The 11,195-nt window shown below is 60.6% G+C and carries 11 protein-coding genes and 1 pseudogene; 3 read left to right on the top strand and 9 right to left on the bottom strand.

Features of this window, described 5'->3' with window-relative positions; translation table 11 throughout:
- Window position 1: 1 nt before the first annotated feature.
- From nuoK to AB8B33_RS32595, 3 genes are all read right to left on the bottom strand, one after another.
- Window positions 2–304, bottom strand: a complete 303-nt coding sequence (gene nuoK / locus AB8B33_RS32605; RefSeq protein ID WP_007819572.1) for an NADH-quinone oxidoreductase subunit NuoK — start codon at window positions 302–304, stop codon at window positions 2–4.
- The gene (locus AB8B33_RS32600) at window positions 304–804 is read right to left on the bottom strand and encodes an NADH-quinone oxidoreductase subunit J (RefSeq protein WP_439018535.1); all 501 of its coding nucleotides are present in this window, start codon (window positions 802–804) and stop codon (window positions 304–306) included. Before AB8B33_RS32600 ends, nuoK begins: the two co-directional genes overlap by 1 nt.
- A gap of 177 nt (window positions 805–981) precedes the next feature.
- Entirely contained in the window at window positions 982–2,430 is a 1,449-nt protein-coding gene (locus AB8B33_RS32595; RefSeq protein WP_439018534.1) for a CYTH and CHAD domain-containing protein, read from the bottom strand.
- Between the two features lie 73 nt (window positions 2,431–2,503).
- Between AB8B33_RS32595 and AB8B33_RS32590 the strand changes: the two genes are divergently transcribed.
- Window positions 2,504–2,974: an NUDIX hydrolase gene (locus AB8B33_RS32590; protein WP_439018533.1), complete on the top strand. Its 471-nt coding sequence runs from the start codon at window positions 2,504–2,506 to the stop codon at window positions 2,972–2,974.
- Window positions 2,975–3,004: 30 nt separating this feature from the next.
- Window positions 3,005–3,888: pseudogene (locus AB8B33_RS32585) on the top strand (hypothetical protein).
- A gap of 142 nt (window positions 3,889–4,030) precedes the next feature.
- Here AB8B33_RS32585 and AB8B33_RS32580 read toward each other — a convergent pair.
- The 6 genes from AB8B33_RS32580 to AB8B33_RS32555 form a co-directional block, all read right to left on the bottom strand.
- Entirely contained in the window at window positions 4,031–6,172 is a 2,142-nt protein-coding gene (locus tag AB8B33_RS32580; protein WP_439018532.1) for a peptidase domain-containing ABC transporter, read from the bottom strand.
- 15 nt (window positions 6,173–6,187) lie between these two features.
- Complete coding sequence (locus AB8B33_RS32575; RefSeq protein WP_439018531.1) at window positions 6,188–7,351, bottom strand: HlyD family efflux transporter periplasmic adaptor subunit; 1,164 nt, start codon at window positions 7,349–7,351, stop codon at window positions 6,188–6,190.
- Window positions 7,352–7,641: 290 nt separating this feature from the next.
- Window positions 7,642–7,830, bottom strand: coding sequence for a hypothetical protein (locus AB8B33_RS32570; RefSeq protein ID WP_310381009.1), 189 nt, complete (start codon window positions 7,828–7,830; stop codon window positions 7,642–7,644).
- Window positions 7,831–7,839: 9 nt separating this feature from the next.
- Window positions 7,840–8,538, bottom strand: a complete 699-nt coding sequence (locus AB8B33_RS32565; protein ID WP_439018530.1) for a hypothetical protein — start codon at window positions 8,536–8,538, stop codon at window positions 7,840–7,842.
- A 68-nt stretch (window positions 8,539–8,606) separates the two neighbouring features.
- Complete coding sequence (locus AB8B33_RS32560; RefSeq protein WP_439018529.1) at window positions 8,607–10,439, bottom strand: alpha/beta hydrolase family protein; 1,833 nt, start codon at window positions 10,437–10,439, stop codon at window positions 8,607–8,609.
- A gap of 112 nt (window positions 10,440–10,551) precedes the next feature.
- Window positions 10,552–10,791 carry a hypothetical protein gene (locus tag AB8B33_RS32555; protein ID WP_310381018.1) on the bottom strand — a complete coding sequence of 80 codons (240 nt, stop codon included), beginning with the start codon at window positions 10,789–10,791 and terminating at the stop codon, window positions 10,552–10,554.
- A gap of 166 nt (window positions 10,792–10,957) precedes the next feature.
- Here AB8B33_RS32555 and AB8B33_RS32550 point away from each other — a divergent pair, with 166 nt between their 5' ends.
- Window positions 10,958–11,170 carry a hypothetical protein gene (locus AB8B33_RS32550; RefSeq protein ID WP_439018528.1) on the top strand — a complete coding sequence of 71 codons (213 nt, stop codon included), beginning with the start codon at window positions 10,958–10,960 and terminating at the stop codon, window positions 11,168–11,170.
- Window positions 11,171–11,195: the final 25 nt, after the last annotated feature.

Here is an 11,195-nt window from a genome sequence, read left to right as displayed (position 1 = left end):
GCTATCCTTTCATCACCGTCACGTCGTCGACCTTGAGGGTGGATTTGTTCCTCACGAGGGCGACCAGGATACCGAGGGCGACGGCAACCTCTGCCGCGGTGATTGCGATGACGAAGATCGCGAAGATCTGCCCGCGGAAATCGGCGTGGTAACGCCCGAAAGCGATGAAATTGATGTTGACCGAGTTGAGCAGCAGCTCCAGCGACATCAGGACGACGAGAATATTGCGCCTGAGCAGCACGCCCGCCGCTCCGATCACGAACAGGACCACTCCGAGCACAATATACCACCAGAGCGGAACCATCACCCCTGCTCCTTTCGCGCCAGCATGATGGCGCCGACCAGGGCCGCCAGCAGGATTACAGAGGCGGTTTCAAACGGCAGGAGATAGTCGGCGAAAAGGGCTATGCTAAGCTGCCTGACCTCATCGCCGCCGCCCTTGGCGACGGGCTCCATGACCGAAAAGCGGTCGCTCCAGAGCACCAGCACGAGCATCTCGACCCCGAGCAGGACGAGCAGTACCAGAGCCGGGAGGTTGCCGCCCGGCAAAAACCGCTGCAACACCGCTTCGCGCACATCGATCATCATGATCACGAACAGGAACAGGACCATGATCGCGCCGACATAGACGAAGATCTGGATGACCGCGAGCAGCGGTGCCTCGAGCAAGACGAAGATTGCCGAGACCTGTAGGAAACACGCCATCAGCGCCAGTGCGCTGTGAACCGGATTGCGCGCCAGGACCACCGTCAGGGCCGTGATCACGGATACCGCAGCGAACAGAAGAAAGAACCCCTGATCCATCGACGCCGACCCTCCGACGCGAACTGTCACTCGGCGCGAGACGGCCGGATTTGAGACTGCGCCGCAACTTCAGATGCCTTCGCAAATTGTGCCCTAGTATCGGATTTTTCACAAGATTATTGTCATCGGCGGAGCAAAACCAGGCCAGTCCGGATGCGGCGAAGGCCGCTCGTCTCATCACCAGAACCGCTTTGTGTCCAGGACGTCGTCGAGCGAAGCCTGTGCCTTTTCGATGAGAACCTGCTTGTCGGCGTGCGGAACGACACTGTCTCTTGCTGGATGTTCGGCCAGACCGTGCTTTTCCAGGACGTGAGGAGCAGTCGCGAGGTCGTTCAGAGCACCGAGATCGTCCTGCAGCGTTTCCATCGCGCTCAGAAACTTCTTGTGCCGGCTTGCACCGCGCTTGTCAGCGAAGAGCGACCCGAAGAACTCCGCTGCATACCTGAATTTCTTGGCATCCTTGCGAACTTCGTGCCGGTGCTCGTCGTCTATCGACGAAAGCGCCTTTCCGTCCTTTTTTAGCCGTTTGCGCTTCTTCTCCAGGACGCGCGCAGCAAAGTCCTGCGCAGTTGGAATTTCCGACGCAACAAGCCCGCTATTTACAAGATGGTCGGCGCACTGGAGCCATTCGCGCAAATCGAGCATCAGGGCTCTTACCCTTGAGGAATTCAACGCTTCGATCGCTTCCTTATATGTGTCCCGGCGGGCTGCCTTCAGCTTGGAGACGAGATCGGCGTCCTGCGCCTTGCTCAGGAGGACATCCACGTTGCGGGTCTCGCCCAGCACCGTAGCCAGCCAGCGCAGTTCGCCGTTGAGACGCACCGGTTCGTCGCCGGAGACGATCGACTTGAAGAGAGAGAATGCCGAGCGGAGACGCCGCAGGGCTACCCGAGCCTGGTGCAGGGCTTCGGGCTTGCGCTTGTCAAGGAGCGCGTCTTCGTTCAGACGGAAATGACGGAGGCAGGAAGTCGCGATGGTCTGGAAAGCTGCAATGGCCGTCATGTCGCGGTCAAGATGAAGACTTTCGGCCTTGTAAGCCGGCTTCTGCGCTTCGATGAGAACGAAGCCGCTTTCGGCCTTTGAGAGGATGCCGAACCTGAATGCGGCAACCCCATCGATCCTGCGGGCAAAGACGAAAAGGTCGCTTGGATCACCCTCCTTCAGTTCCAGCTCGGCTTCGCGGATCGACGAACTCCTGTCGCCGGATTTCGCCTCGCCCGCGTCGATGACGACCTCGATCCGGGAGCCGTTCTCCTCGACGTTCCACAATCGCCGCTCGACTGTGACGTCGAATACGGGTTCGAGGCTCAGGTCGCAGCCGAACTCTCCAACCAGCGGGCTCGTGTGATCAAGGACGGGTTCTTCTCCCTCGACGGGCGTCTCCCATTCGGAACGGGCAAACAGCGATCTGCTGGGACCGCTGGCCTTTACCGTCTGGGTCCGCGCCGCCCCAACCTGCCGGATGCGCAGCGTGTATCCGTTCCGCCATAGGGTGCGATCGACCGTATCAAAGTAAGTCGACTTTTGATTTAAAACTTTGTCGGGTTTCCCAAGAAGATCGGAACCAAGAACAGCGTTCGCGGCTTCCGTTGACAGATCGAGCTTGATTTCGATTTCCGACGACAAGATGAACTCCGGCTGTGAGAGGGCGGTCCTCAACGCTGAGCGTGCTGTCATAGTGCGATGATACAGCGATTTCATGAAACAAAATCGAAAATCGACAACCTCCATGCTTGCCAAGGACCTCAAATCATCGCGTTCCGGCAATGCCGGCCACGACCTGCAGCAGGCAGGAGCCATCTGCTATCGTCGCAACGGAAGTGGCCGGCTGCGGGTGCTTCTGGTCGGAAGCCTGCGGAACGGCCGATGGGGTGTCCCAAAAGGGCATCTCGATCCGGGTGAAACCAGCTCTGTCGCTGCTTTGCGGGAAGCGTTCGAAGAGGCTGGCGTGGTGGGAGAGATCGACCCGGAAGTCTTCGGGTCATTTTCCTATCAGAAGGACAGCACGCCTCATCGTTACCATGTCGCTGTCCATCTTCTCGAAGTCTCAGGGATCGCCACGGACTTTCCCGAAAAGAGGATCCGAAGACAAAAGTGGTTTCCGATAGAGGTTGCGATCCGCGACGTTTCGCAATCGGGATTGCGTGCACTCTTGAAACGTCTGCGTTGAACTGCCGGTCTCGAGAAACGTTATCGCGAGATGCAAGACGAAATTTCGGTAACCTTGGGCAATACGAATGAACCGGACGACGCCAAGCCGGGCGCGACGTCAACTTTCCTTTCGACCGGATGACCGTCGAACAGTTTCGCCGCAAGTTCCCCCGCGCACGGTGGAGCGATATTCGCAAGGCATGGTTCATTCCCGGTCGGACTGCGTCCCGTCGGTTCGGAAAATGGCTGGCCGAACGGGAGGCAGAAGCCGACGCCCATGCCGATGCGAAGGGGAGGGACGCCTTCGATTTCGATCCGATCGACAGCAGCTATTTGGAGCCTGGCAAGACAGGTTTCCGCATCAAGACACCGTACTCGAAGACGGTGGTCGACACGCTACGCGAGGTTCCGTTCTCGCGGTGGGACGGTGACTTGAAGATCTGGCATGTCCCCTACCGATCCTTCGAGGAACTGCGCCAACGCTGGCCACAGATCGAAGCGGCAGCTCGCCGCAACGAGCCGGAGGAACGGCGACGTCGTGCCGCAGAACGAAAGGGTAGCGAAGAGGACATGAGGTCGAAGCTTCGCTCGATGGAACGGAGGCGTCGACGCTATCCTCTTGTGAGCGGCGACCTGCCGCCTATCGGCCGCGTTGTCGCCATCTCCTACGGTCTCGTCGTGTTCACCGACATTACCGGCGAGCTCGTCGAGCCCGCGGCGGTCGCGGAATTCTATCCCGGTGTCACCGAAGATCATGTGTGGGGATTGTGGCGGAAGCCCACTTTCGACGAACTCGTGCGCACTTGGCCATCGAAGACGGCGCGGCCGGAACGCGCGCAGTGGTGGACACCGACGATCGATGAGCTTCGGCCCGCAAGAAGGGCGGCGCGGTCGAGAGAGGTAAAAACAGTCGGCAGTCAGCACGGCGGCTAGTCGTGCAGCCGGCACCTCACAGCCGATGTCGCCAAGCAAAGCAGACCGCGATCGCGAAACGCTTTGGCCGCGCCGATCCCACGGGTCTCGGTCCTCAACTACCGGGTCGAACTGGGGTCGTGCGCGATCATGTTCGGACAAATCACCTTTCGCCACCATGACTGAACACATGCCCCGTCTCAACCGACACGAGGCCTTTTTCGTCAAGATAAAGCACGCGATCGGCCGAAGCCACGGTTTCCAGCCGGTGGGCGACGATGATGCGGGTGATGCCGAGGGCCTTGACCGAGGCGTTGACGCGCGCCTCGTTGGCGACATCCATGTGCGAGGTGCCCTCGTCGAGGAAAAGCATCTTCGGTTTGCGATAGAGCGCGCGCGCCACAAGCACGCGCTGCTTTTGGCCGCCCGACAGGCTGGAACCCATGTCGCCCACCAATGTCTCATACTGCATCGGTGTCGCCATGATCTCGTCATGGATGGCCGCCGCTGTGGCGGCGGCGATGATGGCGTCCCGGTCCGGCTGTTCGTCGAAGAGGGCGATGTTGTCGGCGATCGAGCCGGCGAAGAGATTGTCGTCCTGTAGCACGGCGGCAATCTGGTTATGGAAGGATTTGTGGCCGAACTGGTTGAGCGGCATGCCGTCGATCAGCACGTCGCCGCTCATCGGTTCCAAAAGTCCGATCATCAGCTTCAAAAGCGTGGTCTTGCCCGAGCCCGAGGGGCCGGTGATGGCGACGTGCTCGCCGGCGCCGATCGTCAGGCCGACATCGGAGAGTACCAGCGGATCGGTCGGCGAGTAGCGGTAGGAGAGGTTCTTGAGCTCGATGGAACCTTTGAGCTTCATCATCGAATTCTCGGTTGAGCCGAAGCTGCGATCGTCGGGCTCCAGTGCGATATCGGACAGACGCTCCAGATGCAGGCGCAGCATGAAGAAGGCCGTTGCCTGGTCGACGAGGTTGCCGGTCTTTTCCAGGAACTGGCCCTTATAGGCGAGATAGGCAAAGACCATGCCGACGCTGAAGCCGCCATCCATGACGAACCCGATCGCGAGCCAGATCGTGACGATATTTTCCAGCCCGAAAATCAGCGCATTGGCTGTGCTCTGCCAGATGCTTACGCGGGCGACGCGAATATTGGCGTTAACTGCATCCGTCAGCAACGTCTGCCACATGCTGTGGCGCATGCTTTCCCGGTTGTAGAGCCGGAAAGTCTGGATGCCGCGAATCGTCTCGATCAGCGCCGTCTGTTCCTTGCCATGGGCAATGATGCTGCCCTCCTGCGCCCGGCGTTCCAGCGAGAAGGAGACGAGGCGCACGACGAAGTAGAGGAAGAAGGCGGTGATAGCGACCAGCGCCAGCTTGGCGCTGTAGAAGAACATGATAACCAGCGTCGTCAGCGCCAACACGCCATCGACCAGTGTCGCGGCAACGCCCTCGCTCAGGAGCTTCTGGATCGGCGTCACCGACTGGAAGCGCGAGAGGATGTCCCCGACCTCTCGCTTCTGAAACCAGTCGAGCGGCAGGCGGAAGAGCTTGCGGGCAATATTGGCGGCAATGCCGAATCCGAGGGCGGACCCTGCGGCAAGGATGACGAAGGAGCGCAGGAAGGTCGCAGCGGCATTGAAGACAGTGAAAAGTCCGAAGCCCAGCGCCAGGACGCTGAGCAGATCGTGGTCGAGGGCTGGCAACGCCGTGTCGATGCCGATTTGCAGATAGTAGGGCAGCGCCAGCACATAGACCTGCAGCACCAGGCTCAAGACCAGCACCTGCAGGAAGGCGCCGGCAAGCCCGGTGATACGGCTCCAGAGCTGCGACCAGCGCAGCGTCTCGCGCTCGCTCTTCTTCTCGAAGGTTTCGTTGGGCCTCAGCTCCAGCGCCACGCCGGTAAAATGACCCGACACTTCCGAGGTCTGCAGCCATTCGCTTCTTCCCGCAGGATCGTGGATCAGCACCTTGCCGGCCGAGACCTTTTCGACCACCACATAGTGGTTCATATCCCAGTGCAGGATGGCGGGAAGCGCCAGATTGGGGATCTGCTCCAGCGGCAGTTTGACGGCGCGCGGCGACAGGCCGATCTGGTCGGCGATCTTGATGAGGCTCGAGAGCGGCGCGCCGCGCAGCGAGGGCGTGAAGCGCCGGCGCATGGTCGCCAGATCGATGCTGCGTCCGTAGAAGCCGGCGATCATTGCAAGGCAGGCGAGGCCGCATTCGCTGACCTCCGTCTGGCGGATCAGCCGCACGCGGGCGCTGGACAGGAAGCCTGATTGAAGGACGGCAGTGTTCACGGGGCGCGCGCCTCCCTAGCGGCGCTGCAAGGCATAGAGCGGCTGGAACAGCCACTCCAGCAGCGACTGGCGGGCCGTCGCGATGCGGGCCGACAGAGTCATGCCGGGAAACAGGGCCTGCGGCTTGCCGTAAGCGAGGATATCCTGCCGTTCGAGCTCGATTTTGACGAGATAGTTGAGATTGGCGCTGCCGGCGCCGCTGCGCGACACCGGGCTTTTCGACAGGCTGCTGACATGGCCGCCGACGGTGCCGAAGCTCTGGTAGGGGAAAGCGTCGATGGCGAGCCGAACATCCTGGCCGACCTCGATGAAACCGATTGCCGCATTCGGCACGTCGAGCTGGGCATGCAGCACGGCCTGTTCGGGCACGATGCTCATCAGCGCCTGCTGCGGATTGACGGCCTCGCCGATCCTTGCGGTGAGCCCCGATATGGTGCCGGGCATGGCGGCGCGGATGATATAGGCGCGCGACTGCTCGTTGGTCGCCATGCCGCGATTGACGTCTTCGCGTTCGGCCTCCAGCGATGCCATCTTCTCGTTGGCGCGGGCTTTCACCTGGTCGAGCATGCGTTGCGCATCGGAAAGATCCGAGCGCCGTTCGGACAGCGTACTCTCGATGACCGACATCTGCTGGCGGCGCTCGGTCAGCGAGTCCTCGCGCAACAGCACGTCGCGCTGGGCCACGATGCCCTTGCTGACGAGGCCGCGAATGCGCTCGACATCGGCGTCGATAGACTTGATGAGATCCTGCTGCAGGCCGATCTGGCCTTCGAGTTTGGTAATCTGCGTTTCGAAGCCGGAGATCTGAGCGGAAAACTGCGCCGTTTGGGACGCTTCGTCATTCTTCACTTCCTGCAGCTGCTCGTCGATGCTGGCATTCTGCCGCTGCAGCATCTCGGCGACTTTTTTCGAGGCGGATTCGCCGCTGACGAGATAGTCCTCGGAGCGCACGGCGATCAGTTCCTGTCCCTCGTTCACATGGTCGCCATCGGACACCATCATCTGCATGATGACGCCGGCGCGGGGCGGGATGACCACGGCAATGCCTTTGTCTGGCAGGATGACGCCAGTCGCCTGGACGATGCGCGAATAGCTCGCCATCGAGAGGAAGATCACGACGCCCGCAAGCACGACAGCCATCAGATAGCCGGTCAGATGCCAGCCCGTCGGTACGGCCATGGAGACCGTTCCGGCCAGCCGCTGGGATTGTCTTTCCAGAGCTTCTCGGCGAAACAGATTCATCTCAGCGAGACAAGACCTTTGATCGGGTAGGGGCGGGGCAAGGCCGGCTGGATGCCTGTATGGACATTCACTTGAATTTCCTCCTCTGTCGTCCCTAAAGGAGCTAGGCGAAGAGGAATATTCGTCAACCTTGAGAGGAAAAATGAAGCTTTCGACGGAAGGGACGGGCTCTGCGCGATGAGAATGAGGCCGGTGACCCGGCCCCTGATCGTGTCAGATTCGAAAGCTCAGGTCCGCCGGGCGAAAAGTTCGTACCCAACGAAGGCAGCGGAGCATGCCAGAAACACGATGATAGCCAGCGGATAGTTTACCGGCGCTGCCGGATCGCTGAGCTTCGGCAACCCGATCACCGCGGCCGCCGCAATGATGGCGGAAAGACCAATTTCGCTGATAATGATGCGTTGGAGTGCGGTCATGGCGACACCTCACCCGTTACTGGTTTCGGTCCAAAGCGGCGCAAAGTCCTTTTGCTTCACCATGGAGCCGATCACGTAGCAGATCGGTTCGCCGATCAGACGAACGATCTTACCGGAAATCGATCCTTTGGCGCGGCGGCCCGCCTGGAAGGCTATTTCCTCAGCGCGGGCCCTTGCCAGCGGATACATGATCTGTTCTGCAAGCCGGCTGCGGCGCATCAGGCGCACGTAAGGGATAGCCCAGTAGTGATAGCCGCGAATGGTGGTTTCCGACAGGTTCTCAAAGGTGAACTCAAGATCCGCGCGCCAAAGATCGCGATCGAGTTTTCCACGCCGATAGAAATGAGTGCAGATCACGCGGCCGCTCGAGTTGCCGCTACCGGATAATCCGCCATTGTAGACGCTGTTCCCGGCACCAGCTGCAAATCCAAATCCGCTGGCTATTCCTGCCTTGCTGAGACTGCCTGTCGTCGAAAAGGTAGCGCCGGCCGCAGCCGTGCCGCCGATCATGCCGCGATCGACGTGGCCGACCCAGGAGCCGGCGCCATTGACCGCATCTATCTCAAAGTCTTCGAGGGGAAGGATGTAGTAGTAGTCGTTCGAATTTGCGTTAACGCTCTGAACGTCAGCCATAGGTGCCTCCGAGGTGAACAGAAATCCGCCGTTTCTAGCGAACGAGGGCAAGTTTAGAGCAATCAGCGCGAGCATCAACCCTTCGTGACCAATGAAATTGACGCGCGCTGCGTGTGTAAATCATCTGGAGGACCAATTTTTTCTTATTTCCAATATCTTGCCAGGGCCGTCCGCCAATCGAATTTTTTTGCCTTTCCGCCAATGCAACCGGCAAGAAAGAGCTCTATTGCACGGGCTCTGGCCAGTTTCGTCTGCCATTTCGTGTAGCCGTGTGCTTCGCCGGCGAAGTAGTGAGCGGTCACCGCGCGGCCGGCTTTGCGCAGCGCCATTTCGTACCGCCTGGTCTGCTCCGCACCGACGATCGAATCGGCTTCGCCTGCCGTCAGCAGGAAGGCGCCCTCGGCGCGCTCGACCTGGTTGATCGGCGAGGATTCAGTGAGTGCGCGGGCATCCGCCTCATTGGCGGGCGTGCCGAAATATTGTTCCACCTGCTCGGTGAAAAGCGCCCAGCTGGCGGGGTTGTGTTCCATCTGGAAGGGCAGGTCGACGACGGGATAATCGATGATGGCTGCAGCAAACAGCCCGGGGTCGCGGCTCATGGAGAGCGCCGCGATCATGCCGCCGAAACTTTCGCCCTGAATGGCGATGCGGCCGGGCACGGTAATGTCCTTGTCGATGAGCCAGCGTGCGGCATCGGCGAGGTCGTCCTGCATGGTGCGGCCGAACTGCCGGAAGCCGAGCGCCTGGAAGCGCTTTCCAAAACCGGTCGAGCCGCGATAGTTGACCGACAGTACGGCATAGCCCCTACTTGCCAGGAAGGCCCTGTCGCGGTCGAAGCCCCAATTCTCATGCCGTGCCGGGCCGCCATGGGCGGCGATGACGGCGGGCAGGGGTGTCTTAGCCTTTTCCGGTAATGTGAGAATGGCGCTCAACTGCTCGCCATCGCGTGCGGCGATCTCTACGGGCGTGGTTGCCGTCGCGGGCAACGCCTGCGGCCCAGGCCCGAGTGTCAAAGCGGTTTTCCCAGTGAGATCGAAAAGCATGGCGCGCGGTTGCTGCGCGTCGAAAGAGACGGAGGCGGCGATGATCCTGCCATCCTTCGACGCGCCGGAAATTTCGAAATCGGCATGCCGGCCAGCGCTGGACACGAGTTCGGCGAAGGCCTCACCGCGTTTAGAGATAGGCACGAGCCGTGGAAAGCCGTTGCGGATGACGACAAGGTCGGTCGGCTCTGCGGGGTTGAAACGGATCGCATCGAGGATATCGACAGCGTCGCTGCCGGCGATTGCGGTTTCCTGCCCGGTTGAAGGATCGATGCCGACGAGGGCGATCTTGTCGCGGCCGCGGTTCGACAGTGCCTCGTAGCGCAGGCCATGCGGGTCGGCGTTCCAGATGATCAGCGTTTCCTCAGCCTTAAGCGCCGCAATCTCTTTCCAGCTGCCGTCGGCAAGCCTTGCGACATAGCGCCTGGCGCCATCCTCGCCGCGCTCGACACGCAGGCAGGGCAGCAGATCGGCATCGAGCAGCCAGCTTTCGGTGCGCCCGGAATTTTCCTCGAGCAGTTGCCGTGCCGTGCCGTCGGCGAGCGTCGTGTAAAGATCGGTGAAGACGGGGCTGCGGTCGTGCGAGATGACGGCCTGTCTTGCGCCGGGGGCGGACGGCTCCGCAATGATCTGCCAGGTATGGAAACCCTGCGGCGTGACGTCGATGCGTTCGTTCGGACGTCTGGGATCCACCTCGAACAGCCGGTCCCCTTCCGTCAGCAGCAGCCGGTTGGCGTAGTCGCGCCAAGAGAAATGCAACAGGGGTCCGGAAAAGCTCGCAAAGGCCTTCAGCGGCTTTGCTGTGATCTCGCCGACGAAAACCGTCGGGTGTCCGCCCTTCGTGCCCCACCATGCCAGCAGTGTTCCATCAAAGCTCGACTCGTATCCCCAGCTTGCCCAGGGATCGGCGTAAAAGCGGCTGGCTGAAAGCAAACGGTCACGCTTTCTGAGGATGGAGCCAATCGGCCACTTGCGGGCGCGGACCGATCTCTGGCGGCTCTCCGCCTGACGGCGAAAGAGCCTGAGTGATTTAAAAGGAATTGTCTCAGGCCGTTGCGAGCCTGTAGATGCCGTAGGCTCCGAGGCCCACCGCTCCGACGGCAAGCGCGCCGACACCGAAGGTCGATAGACCGACCCCGGCACCGATTGCCGCAGCATAACCCATAGCCCCGCCGCCGGCCAATGCGGCCGCGCCGTCAATATAGCTTCTGACAGACCCGGTAACGGAAGCGCCGCCGGAGACATGATCGATTTCGCTATGCGAAAGTTCTTTGATTCCCTTCACTTAACTCACCATTCGTTTGTTTCAGAAAGGTAGTCGAAAGCATCTTTGTGCGTGTGGAAAGCTAATGGCCGATGCCGGAGAGTCAACCTTCAAAGGCTTTGTTGCTGTCCTGGGAATCGTCGCAGGGTGATGACGGCGGCAATACCGACCAGCAAAACCGCTTCGCATGGTGGCCGAAGAGCGTGCCAAGCCTTTCGATCATCGTTCGCACTCCCGACGCTGGCCGCCGGAGGATCTGCCCGTCGAAGTCGCTTCAGCCTTTGAAGGGCTCGCGCTTTGCGCGGCGATACTTCACGCCATATGGAACGCCTTCCTGCGCAGCGGCGCGGCCAGAATGGTGTCGATCCTTTCGACAAAAAACCGTCATATGACACCATGAGCGATTTCGATCACCGTTGCTTCCG

The sequence above is a fragment of the Rhizobium sp. 768_B6_N1_8 genome, from assembly GCF_051811225.1.
In the GTDB taxonomy this organism is placed as follows: domain Bacteria; phylum Pseudomonadota; class Alphaproteobacteria; order Rhizobiales; family Rhizobiaceae; genus Rhizobium.
The sequence above is the reverse complement of the archived record's forward strand: the minus strand, read 5'-3'. Positions and strand labels throughout refer to the sequence as shown.

Excerpts from the sequence above, each read along its gene's own strand:
- nuoK (WP_007819572.1), bottom strand. The coding sequence starts at position 304 with ATGGTTCCGCTCTGGTGGTATATTGTGCTCGGAGTGGTCCTGTTCGTG.
- AB8B33_RS32600 (WP_439018535.1), bottom strand. The coding sequence starts at position 804 with ATGGATCAGGGGTTCTTTCTTCTGTTCGCTGCGGTATCCGTGATCACG.
- AB8B33_RS32590 (WP_439018533.1), top strand. The coding sequence starts at position 2,504 with ATGAAACAAAATCGAAAATCGACAACCTCCATGCTTGCCAAGGACCTC.
- AB8B33_RS32575 (WP_439018531.1), bottom strand. The coding sequence starts at position 7,351 with ATGGCCGTACCGACGGGCTGGCATCTGACCGGCTATCTGATGGCTGTC.
- AB8B33_RS32570 (WP_310381009.1), bottom strand. The coding sequence starts at position 7,830 with ATGACCGCACTCCAACGCATCATTATCAGCGAAATTGGTCTTTCCGCC.
- AB8B33_RS32565 (WP_439018530.1), bottom strand. The coding sequence starts at position 8,538 with ATGCTCGCGCTGATTGCTCTAAACTTGCCCTCGTTCGCTAGAAACGGC.
- AB8B33_RS32550 (WP_439018528.1), top strand. The coding sequence starts at position 10,958 with ATGGTGGCCGAAGAGCGTGCCAAGCCTTTCGATCATCGTTCGCACTCC.